We start from the raw sequence: 15,332 nt of genomic DNA, 5'->3' as shown, positions 1-15,332 counted from the left end.
GCCGGATAGTGTCGGCTGTGGTGTTGCGGGTCACGCAAGAAAGCGACCTGCCGGAGCTGACCGGTGCTGACTCAGAGTTCGACGACTGGGGACCGCGCGACCCGCGGCGCACGATTGCCCGAAGCGACACCGCCGGCCCCGGTGGCCTCACGATCGCAGATGCGGCATCTGGTGAGGTCCTGAGCATTGTGAGCTGGCACTGGGGTCACTGTGCACCGAACCCGGAGTCATCCGACCCGATGATCGGGATCTGGCTCAAGCGCGCGGCCCGCGGTCATGGGGTAGGGGCGGCAACGGACGAATCCGTCAGCTACGACTGCCCGATGAGCGCAACGTCCGGTGAGGGATCCGCGGATTCTGCCGACCCTCGCATTGGCCCGGTGGCACGACATCGTCCAATTCGGTGTTGTCGGGTTGGTTGTCAGAGGAGGGTAGCCGACTGCGTGAGGCCGACCGTATAGCGGCTCCCCGAACCACTCGACGCTCCCTGGCGACAACTGGCATCCGACCCGGGCCGCGACCTCACCGCAGCACATCCCAACAGCAACTGGGTGTTCCGCGGCATGTCCCCCGGACAGCACATTCACCCGGGGCCACCTCCGGCAGCGCCTCCGATCAGTCTTCAGCACGAGCGCTGCCCGACTCGGCACCCTCCATGAGCTAACAAAAATCGCACCCGTGCCCCTCATCGCTGAAGCCCTTGGCTACTCCTCCGCCACCATCGAACGGCATGCCATCGACTCAGCTGCGTCCTACGCCGAATACGTCGCCGCAACAAGAACGGTCAGACGAACCCTCTGAAGACGCCGCGGTGATCCGTGCGGTTCGCGAACTCTTCCCAGTCCATGTTCGCGAGGTTGAGGTTGTTATCGACTCCCCAGAGTTCACGAGCGATGCATCGAAAAGGTGGCCGCGACTCTTCGCTCAAATCAACGACCTGTATCGGGTAATCGTGTTCAGGGGCAAGACTGTCCACAATGAACAGGACCGCTGCATGTTCACGCGCCGTCAGGGCCGCTTGGCGAACTTGCTCCCAGCCGGCGCGATCCCAGACACTGTCATCAACGACCTTCAAGTAGGCGCGGAAGCCGTCTTCGTTCTCGTCAAGCGCTGCGGAACGCGCATTCTCCCAACCGCCTTGGTCGCTAAAGGTATTGCGCACGAGAAGTGAACTCTCCGAGCTCGGAAGGATGAACATGCCGCTATCGAAGCACACAAACCCGCGACGACCGCAGCGACGCGCGCCCTGAGCACTCGGTGACTCCTGATTTCAGTCTATGGCTGAGGCCAGCTTTCGCTGCGCCGACCGAAGCACTCTCAGCGTTCGGTCGTCGTCCATGCCCGTCGTTGTGGACCAGTCGATCCCTGAACCCACAACATCACTAGCGAATGCGACCTCGGTGGCAAGGAGGGCGCGGCGCCAGTCGCATCTTGTCAGGGCCCGTCCCGCCTTCAGGTCGTCGGCCATTCTCTGGCCTTCCTCCAGCAGATCAGCGACTCCGCGAAATCCCAAGGCGATCGCCATCGCCTCGCTGCATCGAGCCGGCCCGCCCCACTCCAGAAGCCCGCGCCACAGCAGCTTCCGCTCCTCGTCAACAAGGTCAATTTCAACTCTTGCCGTCGAATTCATGTGCACACTCCATAGGTCGGTTCTTGGGAGCCCGCGTGCGGCAGCTTTGAACTGGTCAGAGGTGTGCTTCACCCCACCACGGCTCCGTAACCACAACGTCGACGCCATGGCACAGGCCAGAGCGAATGTGACGGAGAAGAGCCACTCCCTCTCCAATCCACTCAGTATCGCCCGGACCTTTGATCGGTATCTTGCCCTCTTCGTACTGGGAGTTCCACAACCGGACCCGCTCAACCAGTCCAGGCGGGAAACCCAGCGATGGCAAATCGACGGGCTTCCCTTCTTCGGTCCATAACGGTCCCGGACCGTAGTCCGGCCGGAACTCCAGTCGCGTCATGATCCGAGTATCTCTCGACAACGATCGGAGTGGGCTAACCGGACACGCCGCAAGCAGCGCGCGATTTGGCCCGGCTACTCCCGGCTCTTCAATAACCGTGTCTGCCAGTCTTTTCGCGTTTCGTACTTTACGTACGAAACGCTAGAAATGGCGCAAGCTGTGTGTATGGAAATCGACTCGAGCTCTGTCACTGTAGGCGCTTTGCGCGAACATCTGCCCGATGTTGTCAACAGGGCAAACTATTGACGTGAGCGCGTGCAGATCACCCGCCATGGCAAGCCTGTCGCCGTCCTGATAGGTGTGGAAGATTTTGCGCGCCTCGAGGAACTCGAAGAGGCGGTGGATCTTGTCGAATTCCGTGCGGCCAAGGCCGACGACCATGGCCGGCGCGTGAGCCTGGCCGAGCTGCAGGCTGAGCTCTAGGCGTGGCCGGCTACACGGTCGATTTCACCACAAGGGCTGCCAAAGAGATCCGCAGGCTGGACGCCAGCACGCGAAGGGGAATTCTGGTCTCGATCGCCGAACTCGGAATCGATCCCCGCCCAACGGCGTGCAAGAAGCTGACCGGTGAACAAAGTGCTTGGCGGATCCGGATCGGGGACTACCGGGTGCTCCTCGAGACCGAGGACACCATCTTGACCGTCACCGTCGTCCGGGTCGCGCACCGGCGCGAGGTTTACAAGAGATGAGCTCGCGCCGTTTATTGCTCGGGTAGCTCCTCCCCGCAGGGGACGCATTCTGTACCATCGCAGCCGGCCCCCGGCCGCATAGGGTACCGTTCAATCCCGGAAAGTCGATACAACGGGAAAGAGAATAAACCAGTGGCAACCGATTACGACGAAGTCCGATCCGATGTCGCGGAAACACGCAACGCCTCCCTGGCGGCCCTCCGCTCCGCGAACGCCCCGGATGCCCGCAGCGTCGTGCGCGAACTGGACGAGGCCGACACCTCCGAAGGTGTCGAGCTGCCCGGCGCTGACCTGTCCGGTGAGGTACTGACTATCACGGTCATACCGCAGAAAGAGGATGAGTTCACCTGCTACTCATGCTTTCTGGTCCGGCACCGTTCGCAGATCGCCCGCGAAAGGGCCAGCCATGCTTATTGCACCGACTGTGAAGGTTAGGTCTTTGGTCGCTTCCGCACTGCGTCGCTTCCCCGGCCATGAATGATGACCGGCACTGTCGGGGATGCCGCCTGGAAGCGGATCGAGACCGAGTTCACCCTTCCGTTCATTGAGCAGGTACGCGGGCAGCGGAGGGAGCAGGCTCCTTCTGCCAAGGCCACCGTCCGGTGATTTCGAGCTCGAGCGAGAAGCTCAGGAACGTCCGGATGAGCACGATGATCGCCAGCACGCCCACGCTCTCAAAAGTGGGGGTGACGGCGACGGTGCGGATGATGTCGGCCGCCACCAGGAGTTCGAGTCCCAGCAGGATGGAGCGGCCCAGCAGCTGGCGGTAGGAGCGATAGACGGACAGGGACTCGGCGCCCTGCGGCAGGCGCCGGGGCTGGTAGCCGCGCAGTGCCATGGGGATGGAGACGAGGGCGCCGATCACCATCACGGCCACGCCGGCAAAGTCCATAAACCGGCCCACGGCCTCGATAATGTGCTGAAAATCCATGGTTCCCCTTCATCGAGACCGACATCGAAGAGCCGCTCGACGTTCCCCTCGACGTTCAGTTGTAGCCAGCTTACGGGTGCCGTACTCCGGTCCCGGCAAGAATCTCCCGGTACCCTTCGCGGAAACCCGGATACGTGAACTCAAAACCGGTGCCGCGCAGCAGCGCGTTGCTGCACCGTTTGTTCCCGCCCCGCGCTGGTGGAACAACGCCCGACGGCGGGGCCTCCAGTCCCAGCTCGGACGCCAGGAACCGCAGGACGTCGCCAAGCTCGGCGGGATCATTGTCCACGCCAAGGTAAACAGGAGAGGGGCTGGCGGCCATGGTGCACAGCTGCACGATCGCGGCGGCGGCGTCATCCCGGTGGATGCGGTTGGTGTACCGCGGCACGTCAGGAACCGAGTCAGGAATCACAGCAGTCCCGCCGCGCACCTGGTCGATCAGCCGCGTCCGCCCGGGGCCGTAGATCCCGCCCAGCCGGAGCACCACAGGCGCAACGGACGTCCCGCGCAGCCGCTGGAAAAGCAGATCCTCTGCCTCACGCAAGATGCGGCCCGAGAATCCGCCGGGTGCCGCCGTCGTGCTTTCATCCACCCAACCGCCGCCGGCGTCGCCGTAGACAGCGGTGGACGAGACAAAAAGCACCCGCCTGACAGACAGTGCGCCGTCGCGCTCCAGCGCATCCAGAACGTGAGCAAGCCCGTGGACGTATGCCGCCCGGTAGGCGGCTTCCGTGGGGGAGTCGGCAGCAAGAACGACGACGGCGGCGGTAGTGTCCGCCGGGATGGTCGGCAGTTGGGCAGAACCCAGGTCAGCCGCGACGCCTTCGATTGCTGCCGGAAGTTTCGCCGGCGAGCGCCGCCAGCCCACCACGCGGTGGCCGGCGGCGGCAAACCGCAGCCCTGCCTCAGTGCCCAGATCGCCGCAACCGGCCAGCAAAATGGTCACGGGCAGGCTTAGAGGGCCGGAACCGGGAAGAAGACGCGCGGATCCTGCAGCAGGGCCGGGTAAACGAAGGCCGAGCGGTCCAGGATTTCGCTGACCTCGAAGTTGCGTGCGAAGCGGCCCTCCACGGTGATGGGGCGGCCCTGGACGGTTCCGAGCGCGAAGGTTCTGCCGCCGTCGAAGGGGACAGCCACCTGCGTGTTGCCCGGGAGCGTGGAGAACGCGTCCTCCTGCTGCTGGCGTTTCCGTGTGGGCTTCTTGACGAGCTGCTTTGGCGGCAATTTACGGGGCTTCTTGGAGGGGCGGCGGGATCCGTCATCGGCGTAGACGGGCGAGTAGTCGTCGGCGTCGGCGCTGCCCGAACCAGCGCGCCGAATGGGCGGGAGGCTGACGGTGTCCAGCTGCTTGGGATCGCCTTCGCCAACGGGGGCGCGGAGGATCCAGAGGCGTTCGCCGATGGGATCCTCGGGCAGGAATTCGTGCCGGGGCTCCGGCCAGATGTACTCCACGTCAGGTTCCGTGCCGGGGAACACGGAGGCGTAGAAGCGCGGTTCCTTGTGGAGAAGCTTGGAGCGGTGGCTGAGGTGCAGTTCGGGATCGCCCAGCCATTTGGGCATGGGGATCTTGTCCGCGTAATCCGGGTGGGCGGCCTGCGGAGCGAACTCGGTGATGTTTGCCCGGGTGTTGTCCGGGTGGCCGCGTTCGGTCCATTCGTCCACCATGGCCAGGCCGTAGAGGGTCAGCGCGGGGACGTTGCCCATCCACATCCGGACCGCGGGGTGGGACTGCCAGCCGTACTCGGGGATCACCAGCGCGCGGAGGATCTGCAGCGCTTCGACGCGCTGCTTGCCGAGCCTGGCGGTGTCGAGTGCGGCGGCGCTCTGCCGGAAATCGGGGTACGGGAGGAAAGTCTGCATCCCTTTAGTCTGGGGCCCCGGAGCGGATGTGCCAATTGCAGTGGCCGCCGCCACACCGCCATACCACATAAAGGTGTTCACATCGTGGACCTCTGCATACAGCGTGTCGTTCCAGCCACTAGGATTACCGGACTCACCCCAGCGTCCTGGAAGCCCTGTCATGACAAATACGCCCGCAGCAACAAACGTTCCCGCAACCGACGGACCGCAGCCGTCAGCGCCGAAGTACGGCCTGATGCTTGGCCCCGAGGCGAACGGCGTCCTGGTGCTGGACGAATTCACGATTGATCCGGCGGCAGCGCGGAAGGAACAGCACGGATTCCGGGCAGCGATGGGTGCTGTGGCGCTGACCGTCCGGCGGCTCGTTGCGCTGCGGCTGGTGATTGCGCTGGTGGCCATTGCCAACCTGCCGCTGTTCCTGTTGTCCACGGGCTGGTGGATCTACGCCGTATCGCTGACGCTCGTGGTGGGGGTGCACGCTGCGGTGTCCTGGCTGAACCGACATGAACCGCGGCTGCGTCAGCGCCGGATGCTCGAGCTGCACCTGCACCGCGAACGCAGCGCCAATTACCGAAAAATGCGCGACGCCGTAAAGTTCGTGATCGATTCCCCGGCCCGGATGAACGAGCACCTCTATCTTGAACTTCTGGCCGTCAAGCGGGTTGCGCTGCACCTCGCCCACGGAACGGTGGCACTGCTGGACACGAGCGACGACGCCGCGTGGAAGGTACGTATCGTCCGGGAGCTGAAGGTGGCGCCCTAGTACTACAGTTGTGTTTATTTTGTTGCTTGTCGGCGTTTTAATCGGATTTCCTGTCGCTGCCGTGTTAATCCTTGGCGGTGAGCGATGATATTTGTGTGGCTGAGGTGCAGGAGTGGGCGGATGGGCTCGAGGAAATCCGGGAGCTGATCGGTGGCCGGTTTGCCAGGTCGGAGCCGCGGGAGAACGCGGTGGCATATCTGAAGGGGCTGCTCTCGTCCGAGGAGCGCAAGAATTCCTGGACACTCTCGGAACGGGCCGGGCAGGTAATCCCGGACCGGATGCAGCGGCTGCTCTCGAGCACCGACTGGGACCCGGACGCGGTGCGTGATGACCTCCGCTCCTACGTCGTGAAGCATCTCGGCTCCGATGACGGGGTGCTTATCGTGGATGAAACAGGCTTCCTGAAGAAAGGGGCCCGGTCAGCCGGGGTGGCCCGGCAGTATTCCGGGACGGCGGGGCGGATCGAGAACTCGCAGATCGGTGTTTTCCTGACCTATTCGACACCGGCGGGGCGGACCTTTCTGGATCGGGAACTGTACCTGCCCAAGGCCTGGACCGATGACCGGGAGCGGTGCATGGGCGCCGGCATCCCCGAAGAGCGTGCCTTCGCCACGAAGCCTGAACTGGCCATCACCATGATTATCCGAGCCCTGGACGCGGGCGTGCCCGCGGCCTGGGTGACCGGCGACGCCGTCTACGGCCAGCACGCCAAGCTACGTAAATCCCTGGAGGACCGCGGCGTCTCCTATGTCCTCGCGGTGCCAATGAACCAGCGCGTCATCGCCAAGACCGGCGCCCTGGGGACCGAGCACCGTGCCGATGAGCTGATCGCGTCCCTCTCCGGCCGGGCCTGGCGCACCAGATCCGCCGGCCTGGGCACCAAAGGGGACCGTCGATATGCGTGGGCCAGGGCCCGGATCAACGGCCGCAACGACCCGAAAAGCGAGCACTGGCTCCTGGCCCGCCGCTCCCTGGCCGATCCGACGGACGTGGCCTACTACATCTGCCACGGACCGAAACGCATCGGCCTGGGTGAACTCGCCCGCGTCGCGGGCGCCCGGTGGGCGATCGAGGAAACCTTCCAGACCTCCAAAGGCGAAACCGGGCTGGATCACTACCAGGTCAGGCAATGGACAGGCTGGTACCGGCACATCACCCTGTCCATGCTCGCCCACGCCTTCCTGACCGTCACCCGGTCAAAAAAGGGGGCCCTCATCCCGGCGACGGCGAGCTCATAGCCCTTACCCTGCCCGAGATCAGGCACCTGCTCACCCACCTGATCTGGGCACGGCTTCCCGGCCGCGAACATACCCTCGGGCGTTCCCGCTGGCGCCGAAAACACCAACAAACCGCCAAACGACACCACTACCGGGCCCGAAACTCAACCCTACAAATGCGACTGTAGTACTAGTCCGGCGGCCCCCACTCAGACCTTAAACACAACACTCAGGACGTTAAACACAACGCCGGAGTGCCCCAGCAGTGCGGGGCCCTCCGGCGTCGTTCATTTAGCGCAGGTTCCTGGAACGCTGAACAGCTGTGGCTCTGCCTATCAGTATCCTGCGCCAAGTTGTTGGCGTCGCAATGACGCTAGGCAGGCAGCTGCAGCACCTGGCCGGCGAATACCAGATCCGGATCGGTGATGGTGTCCGCGTTGGCGTCGGCAAGGGTCTGCCAGCCACCGGTGATGCCCAGCTTGTCGGCCACCTTGCTCAGCGTGTCGCCGGCCTCAAGCGTGTAGGTCTCGCCGCTCAGCGGCACCTCTGCAGCGTGCCGCGGCTCAGCCACACCGGTCTGGGCGGGGGTCTGCGCCGTCTGGACGGGAGCCTGCGGGGCCTGCGCGGCCTGGACGGGTGCCTGGGCAACCGGCGCGGCCGGAACCGGAACGCTCTGCACCGTCGCACTCTGCGGGGCAACCGCCGTCGCGCCGCCGCTCAGGCCGAGCCCTGCTGCACATGACGGCCATGCGCCCCAGCCCTGGCTGGCCTGGATCTTTTCGGCGACGGCGATCTGCTGTTCGCGGGAGGCGTCCGCAGCGGAGCCGGTGCCGCCATGGGCTGCCCACGTGCTGGCGCTGAACTGCAGGCCGCCGGAGAAACCATTACCGGTGTTGGTGGCCCAGTTGCCGCCGCTCTCACACTGGGCGAGCGAATCCCAGGTGGATGTGCTGGTGGCGGTGGGGGCGGCTGCGTTGGCGGCAGTGGCCGATAGTGCCAGGCCGGTGACCGAGACGGCGGCAACGGTGACTCCACGGCGCGCGGCAGTACGGAAAGTGGTGTTTTTCATGGTCCCAGATGCTCCTGAAGGTCACCTGCGCTCGGTCCGTCCCCGGACGTTATCGCGCCACTGCCCGCCCCTGACGAATAGAGGTCATTCTGCGGTGTCTGCCGGCCGGGCAGTTCTGGTGGAGGCAGCACCGGGCATTCGTGTGCCCGATGATCGGGCATGCCTTCCACGCTAAGACACTCTGCTGCCGCTATCAAATCGAGATTCATGGCCGTGGCTGGATTGTGGCCCGGGCTGTGGCGTGCAGCCGGCCGGGGTGCTTATCCTTGCCAGATGAAAACGTACGACGACGACGGCGCTGCGGTGCCGCTTTCAGTCCCGGATCCGGACGGCGTAACCGTGCCGGGAATGCTTCCGGTGGCGGAACTGCACCTGCATATCGAGGGGACGCTGGAGCCGGAGCTGATTTTCGAACTGGCCGAACGCAACGGGATCACGCTGCCGTATGCGGGGCTGGATGAGCTGAGGGCGCGGTACAACTTCACGGATCTGCAGTCCTTCCTGGACCTGTACTACGCCAACATGGCGGTGCTGCAGACGGAAGAGGACTTCGCGGACATGACGCGGGCGTACCTGGCGCGGGCTTCTGCGGCGGGGGTGCGGCATGCGGAGATCATGGTGGATCCGCAGGCTCATCTGTCCAGGGGCGTCTCGCTGGCGACGTGCATGAACGGTGTGGCCTCGGTGCTGGCTACCTCGCTGGAGGACTTTGGCGTGTCCACGTTGCTGATCGCGGCGTTCCTGCGGGACCTGTCCGAGGAATCGGCGCTGGAAGTCCTGGAGCAGCTGTTGGCCATGGATGCCCCGATAGCCGGGATCGGGCTGGATTCGGCTGAGGTGGGCAACCCGCCGGCAAAGTTCGAGCGGCTGTTCGCGCGTGCGCGCGACGCTGGATTGCGGAGGATCGCGCATGCCGGCGAGGAGGGCCCGCCGTCGTATATTTCCGAGGCGCTGGACGTACTGGGCGTGGAGCGGATCGACCACGGCATCAGGTGCATGGAAGATGCTGTCCTGGTGGAGCGGCTGGTGGCGGAGCTGGTGCCGCTGACCGTGTGCCCGCTATCCAACGTCCGGCTGCGGGCCGTGGATACCATGGCTGAGCACCCGCTGCCGGCGATGCTGGCCGCAGGACTGAACGTGTGCGTGAACTCGGACGATCCCGCGTACTTTGGCGGGTACGTGGACGACAACTTCGCACAACTGGAGTCGGTGCTTGGCCTGTCCGAATTCGACCGGGTCCGCCTGGCAGCGAACTCCATCCGGTCATCGTTCGCCAGCGAGGAACGCAAGGCCGAGCTGCTGAAGGAATTGGCGCAGTCCGGGGGCTGAGCGCGCCGGTGGTTGCAGACGCCTGGCCTTAGCTCCCTTGTATGCTCGGGTCATGGGCGTGGGGGCGATTGGTGATGATCTGTTGAGTGGTCCGAGAGGCCGGCGCTTCTGCTTGAGCGTTCTCACGTCTGCGCGAGCCGAAATGTGGACACTGGCCATCCGCTCTGCCATGTCGCCCGGAGATGCAGGTCTTCTGGATGACCTCACCGAAGCGTTGGGCCGCTCTGACTCAATGGCAGCGGCCGCGTCGGCCGGTGATCATGAACTGCTGGCCGGACTCGCGGAGGCAGTTGATGCCGCCCGCTACTGGCAGGAGCCCGACGAGACGGATGCTTTGCTCGTGCTGCCGTCCGTCCATGCGGCTCTCAGGCCCGTTGCCGATGAGCTTTGCAAAACTGTGGCTGCATCGTGGTGGTCAAGCCTCATGGCTCCGGACCGGCAATGCTACGTGCAGTGGACCGATGAACAGAAGCTCAAACCGCCCGGCCTCACCGGCGCCGCAGGGAACCTGGGCAGGTGGAGAGACGCGACATTGGCCGATGAACGTCAGGCGGCGGAGCGTCCGAGGGACCCCGCCGCTCCTTGGAGCGGGCAATGGTGGTCGACTCCGGCCCTATCTGACCTCGTGACGACAACCAGGAGCCTGGGCGGGCTGGGGGCCGCAAAGTTGATGTTCGTCGAAGACAGTCTCGGTTGGAAGCGGGCCCGGGTGTGGCCACTCAAACCCGCGGCCGGATCCCGTATCTACGAAATAACGGGGCCAACGGCATGGACGGACCTGGTGGCCAACTATCCCATGAATGTCAGCCTTTCAAAGCGCCACGATTGGTGGCGAACAACAGGCATTGACAGGACCTGGCTGATGCCGGACTGGTCCGCCGTGGCCTCCGACTACGACGCCGTGCACCTCACAACCGTGGGCTACCTCAGTACGGCCGGGCGAGCCCTGTCCGTCGGGAACTCAGGCACTGTGCTGGCGGGGTGGAATCCTGATGAAACATATTGGCTCGCCGATGTTCTTAGCCAGGCGGCACCGTCCTCGGAGTGGCAAAGCGTTGAATCCCTCCCGCCCGGATGGACGCTCTCCAACAAAGACTGATCACGCCGATCGCAGATCCGACCGTGCCCTCAAGGGCCACGGTGTGCTAGATCGCTGGTGCGTGCGGGCAATGCCGAGCTGGATTCCCTTGCTGCGACGCGGGAACAGCGGATCCGGGATGGCTGCTACCGCAGTTCGCGCACGACTTCCTGGAACGCGGTGTGCGACGGATAGCCCTGGTTGCTCATGGCGAACACCATTGCCTTGGTTAGCCAGTCCTGGGGCAACCAGGTCCGCCCCGTCATCTGCGGATGGGTCGGATTGCAGACGGACGCCCACAGCATGAAAACGAGCTCGGCCCAGTGGGAATTCAGAATCCATTTCACCGGGCCGTTCTCTGACATGCCATCGATGGTCAGCTGCCCGGGTCCGGTCAAGGACGCCATATGGATGCCATCCCACGCCCAGGCATGGATGCCGGTGGGTGAGTGCAGGTAGAAGCCGAAGTTCCCCACAGCCAAGGTTCCGTGGTCGATCGGTATCCAGCGTGGCTGGGCCATGTCAGCTGCCTGCCTGCGCCGGGAGGCGTTCCCTGCCGCCTGCACAGCGGCAAACCCAGCCATCATGGCGAGTCCGCCTTTCCCGGTGGCGAGCATCATTCCGTTGTTATGCATGTATGAACCGTCGCCGGGGGAGGTCCAGGCCAGCAGCTGAAAGCCGCCGTGCGCGACGATCCTTTCCTCAGTTCCGCCAAGGCGCATGGCGAAGGGAACAGGAATTGCCTGGCGTTGCTCAAGTTGACCGCGGGAAACGAGAACTGCGAGTTCCGCCGTCGTCCACAAGGCCTGGTCCCGGGCTGTCCACTGATCGTCGTCTGTTGCCTCGCGTTTTTTCCCCACCAGTCAAAGCTAGCTGATGCCGGAAGCAGGCGCCCGCGCTTGCGGCGGCGTGTGGATAAGTCCGGGTAGCCTGGTCCCATGCAGCTGGGGGAGACCGGGAAGCCGTGGACGGAAGCCGAAGTGGCGCTGACCGTCGACACGTACGGAGGTAAAGATCGATCGCGTTTCGGCGCCACCAAACCCGGGCGGTGCGCGCTTTCCAGGGCTGCCGGATGAGATCTGCCGGCCGGACGCGACTGTGCATGAGGGCCTGCAGCGCCGACGGTTGGATGGCACCTCGGGGGACTAGCGGGCACCATCAGATCCTCCGTATCCGAGACCCCCGACTCACTTCCGCTGTAATCTTCGTCACAGTCGGTCAAAACACACAAAATTAACCGTTTCTAGTCGCGGGATTTAACACTTTCTTGGCACACTTCAGTTGGAACAATCGCTTCTGAAGGAGACCCATGGGCACGAACACTGCAGAGAACACCAACCTTCGTCTGAAGGCTGTGCTGGATATTCTTGCAGAGGGGGTGTTGCAGGGGGAGATCTTGAACGCCGGCGCTGTGCTTGCAGAAGCAACCGAGCGGGTGCCGTTCAACGATCATGAGGCCGAGCTGCTCAGCGGAGGAATTCCGCGCGGCCACAAGACCCTCACCACGGCCACGGCGAAACTGGTCAAGGCCGGCTGGCTGGTCAAGGGCCGCTCCGGCTGGGCCATCCCGGAGGAGGGACTGCGCGCCACTGTCGCGTTCCCGGATGCGGCCACGTTTGCAGCAGCGCTCGACGCCGGTACTCCGGTCCCAGCCAGCACTCCCCTTCCGACGGCCCCGCCGGCGAAGCCTGTGACGCGTGCGAAGAAGGCCGCCGCCAAGACTCCCGCAGCGGAGCCTGCTGCGAAGCCGAAGACGGCGGAAAAGGTAATGTCCAGGGCGGCCAAGGCCGTGGACAAGGCTTTGGACAAGGCTGTCGAGCTCGTCGAAGAAGCAGCCAAGCCGGTTACCAAGGCTGTGCGCACGCGGAAGGCCACGCCGAAGTCCGCCCAGGCTGAGGTTCCTGCCGTCGAGACCATTGACCAGCCTGGCGCCGTCGCAATCGTGGGTGACTTCAACACGCTGCTCGGCGCGCCCGAGAACTGGAATCCGAAGCACGACGAAGCCCAGATGGAATTGGACGTCCTGGATCAGCTCTGGAAACTAAGCGCTGATCTGCCGGCCGGTTACTACACCTTCAAGATCGCACTCAACAGGGCGTGGGAAGAGAACTACGGCGCATTCGGTGCTTTTGATGGCGCCAACCATGAACTGCACCACGACGGCGGCAGCGTCACCGTCATCTACAACCACCGGACCCGGGACATCACTGTCAACTGACCTGGTGGTCGAGCCTGCGGCCACGACGGCCGGGTGCCGGCTTTCCTGAGTGAGCCTGCGGCCGAGACGGCCGGGGCTGGCGGGGAGCGAGACCCAGCGTCGGTTTCCCCACGCCCTAGAACCGGGTGGGGTCCGGATTCGGGCGCACGGGACCGGGATCAGGAATAGGCAACGGGCCAGGACCGGGTGCCGGATCAGGGTCCGGGCCGGGCGGATACGGACTCGTGGGATCCGGAGAGCCCGGCGTGGGCCCCGGCTCAGGCGGAAACGGGTCGGGCTCGCGGGTTGGCGGAATGGTCATCTTGTACTCCCTACGTAGCTGTTCTGGTGGTGCGGAAAACCTTCAGCTCCCACGGCCGCAGCAGCAGCCCGCGGACGGCGTCCGGAGAATCACCGGCGGGATAGTTGCCCAGGACGAGTTCGTAGTGCGCCAGCCCGTTGCCTGCCAGTCCAGCCCCCTCGAGGTCCACCGTGTGGTCCTGTCCCGAGAAGTTTCCAAAGACCAGCAGCCCGGAACCCGTCAAGGAGCGCTGGAACGCGTAGGTGTGTTCGTCCTCAGGCAGCAGCATGGTGAAGTCGCCGTCGGAGACCACAGGGTCCGAGTGGCGCAGGGCAATGACCGCCCGGTAAAAGCTGAATACGGAGTCGGGGTCATCCGCCTGGGCGCCTGCGTTGATGTGGTTGGCGTTCGGGTTCACGGCGATCCACGGGGCGCCGGTGGTGAATCCTGCGTGGCGGCTCGCATCCCACTGCACGGGGGTGCGGGCGTTGTCGCGGTTCAAGGGTGCCAGGGCGGCGAGGACCTCGGCGTCGGTGTGGCCCAGGTGCGTGGTGGCTTCGCGGTGATGGTTCAGGACTTCAATGTCGCGGTAGTCGCTGATCGCCCCGAAGCTCATATTGGTCATGCCCAGTTCCTCGCCCTGGTACACATAGGGTGTTCCGCGGTGCAGGTGCAGGATGCCCGCCAGCATTTTGGCCGACAGCTCGCGGTAGTGTCCGTCGTCGCCGAAACGGGACACCGCACGGGCCTGGTCGTGGTTGCCCCAGTAGAGGCTGTTCCAGCCGTGTTCGGCCAGGCCGTCCTGCCAGCGGCCCAGGGACCTTTTCAGATCCGTTAGCAGCAGCTTCTTCGGCTGCCACTTGTTGCCGCGCTCCTGGTCCAGCGCCACGTGCTCGAACTGGAACACCATGTCCACCTCGTGCCGGGCCGGATCGGTGAAGAGCACCGCGTCCTCCACGGTGACGCCGGGCATCTCGCCCACGGTGAGCAGCGGCTTGTCCCGGCCGGCGAAGACCTCCTGGTGCATCTCGTGGAGGAACTCGTGGATGCGGGGACCGGACAGGTAGTGCGGGCTGCCGTCGCCGAAAAGCTTGCCCTCAGCCCTGGATCCGTCAGGGAGGGAGGTGTCCTTGGAGATGAAGTTGATGACGTCCATGCGGAAGCCGTCCACCCCGCGGTCCAGCCACCAGTTCATCATGTCGTAAACGGCGGCCCTCACCACCGGGTTCTCCCAGTTCAGGTCCGGCTGTTTCCTGGAGAACAAGTGGAGGTAGTACTCGCCGGTGGCCTCGTCGTAGTGCCATGCCGGGCCGGAGAAGGCCGAGCCCCAATTGTTGGGTTCTGCCCCTGGCGTCCCGGGTTCCATCCCATCCCGCGGCGGCCGCCACCAGTACCAGTCGCGTTTGGGGCTGTCCTTGGAGGAGCGCGATTCCGCGAACCACGGGTGCTCGTCCGAGGTATGGTTCACAACCAGGTCCATGACCAGCTTCATGCCCCGCGAGTGCAGACCGTCGGTGAGCTCCCGGAGGTCCTCAAGGGTGCCGAAGATGGGGTCCACGTCACGGTAGTTGCTGATGTCGTACCCGTTGTCGTCCTGCGGCGAGGTATAGACGGGGGACAGCCAGAGGACGTCGACCCCCAGCTTGTGCAGATAGTCCAGCTTGCTGATGATGCCGGGGAGGTCGCCGATGCCGTCGCCGTCGGAATCGGCGAAACTGCGGGGATAGATCTGGTAGACCACCGCGCTCCGGAACCAGCCCGGGTCGGGGGTCAGCTCGTCCTCGGTGTCCGAAGATTCCTGGGTGGGGTACGGGCTGGCGGACCCCGCATTGGTGGTCATGGGGCTGACTCTCCTTCGGTGCTTGCACGCAGTTTGATGATGGAGCTCGGTTCGATTATTGACCAGATGCGGCAGGCAGGGAAGGGCGCCC

Annotated in this window: 18 protein-coding genes; 10 read left to right on the top strand and 8 right to left on the bottom strand. The window is 64.5% G+C overall.

Features of this window, described 5'->3' with window-relative positions; all coding sequences use genetic code 11:
- Window positions 1-678: 678 nt before the first annotated feature.
- Window positions 679-801: a hypothetical protein gene (locus V3C33_02435; protein XAS68208.1), complete on the top strand. Its 123-nt coding sequence runs from the start codon at window positions 679-681 to the stop codon at window positions 799-801.
- Here the strand turns inward: V3C33_02435 and V3C33_02430 are convergent.
- Together V3C33_02430 and V3C33_02425 are read right to left on the bottom strand one after the other, a co-directional pair.
- Window positions 785-1,162, bottom strand: coding sequence for a hypothetical protein (locus V3C33_02430; GenBank protein XAS68207.1), 378 nt, complete (start codon window positions 1,160-1,162; stop codon window positions 785-787). The genes V3C33_02435 and V3C33_02430 overlap by 17 nt on opposite strands.
- 108 nt (window positions 1,163-1,270) lie before the next feature.
- The gene (locus V3C33_02425; protein ID XAS68206.1) at window positions 1,271-1,630 is read right to left on the bottom strand and encodes a hypothetical protein; all 360 of its coding nucleotides are present in this window, start codon (window positions 1,628-1,630) and stop codon (window positions 1,271-1,273) included.
- 592 nt (window positions 1,631-2,222) lie between these two features.
- On the opposite strand from V3C33_02425, the gene V3C33_02420 reads away from it, so the two are divergent.
- The 3 genes from V3C33_02420 (at window position 2,223) to V3C33_02410 (ending at window position 3,091) form a co-directional block, all read left to right on the top strand.
- Window positions 2,223-2,390: a type II toxin-antitoxin system prevent-host-death family antitoxin gene (locus tag V3C33_02420; protein ID XAS68205.1), complete on the top strand. Its 168-nt coding sequence runs from the start codon at window positions 2,223-2,225 to the stop codon at window positions 2,388-2,390.
- 2 nt (window positions 2,391-2,392) lie between these two features.
- Window positions 2,393-2,656: a type II toxin-antitoxin system RelE/ParE family toxin gene (locus V3C33_02415; protein XAS68204.1), complete on the top strand. Its 264-nt coding sequence runs from the start codon at window positions 2,393-2,395 to the stop codon at window positions 2,654-2,656.
- Between the two features lie 132 nt (window positions 2,657-2,788).
- On the top strand, window positions 2,789-3,091 hold the full coding sequence (locus V3C33_02410; protein XAS68203.1) for a DUF4193 domain-containing protein: 303 nt from the start codon (window positions 2,789-2,791) through the stop codon (window positions 3,089-3,091).
- A 106-nt stretch (window positions 3,092-3,197) separates the two neighbouring features.
- On the opposite strand, the gene V3C33_02405 is transcribed toward V3C33_02410, so the two are convergent.
- The 3 genes from V3C33_02405 to V3C33_02395 form a co-directional block, all read right to left on the bottom strand.
- Window positions 3,198-3,587, bottom strand: a complete 390-nt coding sequence (locus V3C33_02405; protein ID XAS68202.1) for a DUF1622 domain-containing protein — start codon at window positions 3,585-3,587, stop codon at window positions 3,198-3,200.
- Window positions 3,588-3,657: 70 nt separating this feature from the next.
- Window positions 3,658-4,533, bottom strand: coding sequence for an SDR family oxidoreductase (locus V3C33_02400; protein ID XAS68201.1), 876 nt, complete (start codon window positions 4,531-4,533; stop codon window positions 3,658-3,660).
- A gap of 8 nt (window positions 4,534-4,541) precedes the next feature.
- Window positions 4,542-5,447, bottom strand: coding sequence for an MSMEG_6728 family protein (locus V3C33_02395; protein ID XAS68200.1), 906 nt, complete (start codon window positions 5,445-5,447; stop codon window positions 4,542-4,544).
- 160 nt (window positions 5,448-5,607) lie between these two features.
- Between V3C33_02395 and V3C33_02390 the strand changes: the two genes are divergently transcribed.
- Entirely contained in the window at window positions 5,608-6,210 is a 603-nt protein-coding gene (locus V3C33_02390) for a hypothetical protein (GenBank protein XAS68199.1), read from the top strand.
- A gap of 104 nt (window positions 6,211-6,314) precedes the next feature.
- Window positions 6,315-7,448, top strand: coding sequence for an IS701 family transposase (locus tag V3C33_02385; GenBank protein XAS69618.1), 1,134 nt, complete (start codon window positions 6,315-6,317; stop codon window positions 7,446-7,448).
- Between the two features lie 352 nt (window positions 7,449-7,800).
- Here V3C33_02385 and V3C33_02380 read toward each other — a convergent pair whose 3' ends face one another.
- Complete coding sequence (locus tag V3C33_02380; GenBank protein XAS68198.1) at window positions 7,801-8,496, bottom strand: transglycosylase family protein; 696 nt, start codon at window positions 8,494-8,496, stop codon at window positions 7,801-7,803.
- Between the two features lie 348 nt (window positions 8,497-8,844).
- Between V3C33_02380 and V3C33_02375 the strand changes: the two genes are divergently transcribed.
- Window positions 8,845-9,825 carry an adenosine deaminase gene (locus tag V3C33_02375; protein ID XAS69617.1) on the top strand — a complete coding sequence of 327 codons (981 nt, stop codon included), beginning with the start codon at window positions 8,845-8,847 and terminating at the stop codon, window positions 9,823-9,825.
- Between the two features lie 169 nt (window positions 9,826-9,994).
- Entirely contained in the window at window positions 9,995-10,924 is a 930-nt protein-coding gene (locus V3C33_02370) for a hypothetical protein (protein ID XAS68197.1), read from the top strand.
- Window positions 10,925-11,049: 125 nt separating this feature from the next.
- Here the strand turns inward: V3C33_02370 and V3C33_02365 are convergent, their stop codons facing one another.
- Entirely contained in the window at window positions 11,050-11,763 is a 714-nt protein-coding gene (locus V3C33_02365) for a hypothetical protein (protein ID XAS68196.1), read from the bottom strand.
- 78 nt (window positions 11,764-11,841) lie between these two features.
- On the opposite strand from V3C33_02365, the gene V3C33_02360 reads away from it, so the two are divergent.
- Window positions 11,842-11,979: a hypothetical protein gene (locus V3C33_02360; protein ID XAS68195.1), complete on the top strand. Its 138-nt coding sequence runs from the start codon at window positions 11,842-11,844 to the stop codon at window positions 11,977-11,979.
- A 233-nt stretch (window positions 11,980-12,212) separates the two neighbouring features.
- A complete protein-coding gene (locus V3C33_02355; GenBank protein XAS68194.1) occupies window positions 12,213-13,121 on the top strand; it encodes a glycosidase in 909 nt (302 codons plus the stop codon).
- 311 nt (window positions 13,122-13,432) lie between these two features.
- Here V3C33_02355 and V3C33_02350 read toward each other — a convergent pair whose 3' ends face one another.
- Window positions 13,433-15,241 (bottom strand): alpha-glucosidase, encoded by a 1,809-nt coding sequence (locus V3C33_02350; protein XAS68193.1) that lies wholly within the window; start codon window positions 15,239-15,241, stop codon window positions 13,433-13,435.
- Window positions 15,242-15,332: the final 91 nt, after the last annotated feature.

This window comes from Micrococcaceae bacterium Sec5.7 (assembly GCA_039636785.1).
Lineage (GTDB): Bacteria > Actinomycetota > Actinomycetes > Actinomycetales > Micrococcaceae > Arthrobacter.
Note: the sequence above shows the minus strand (reverse complement) of the source record. Positions and strands in the feature narration are given on the sequence as shown.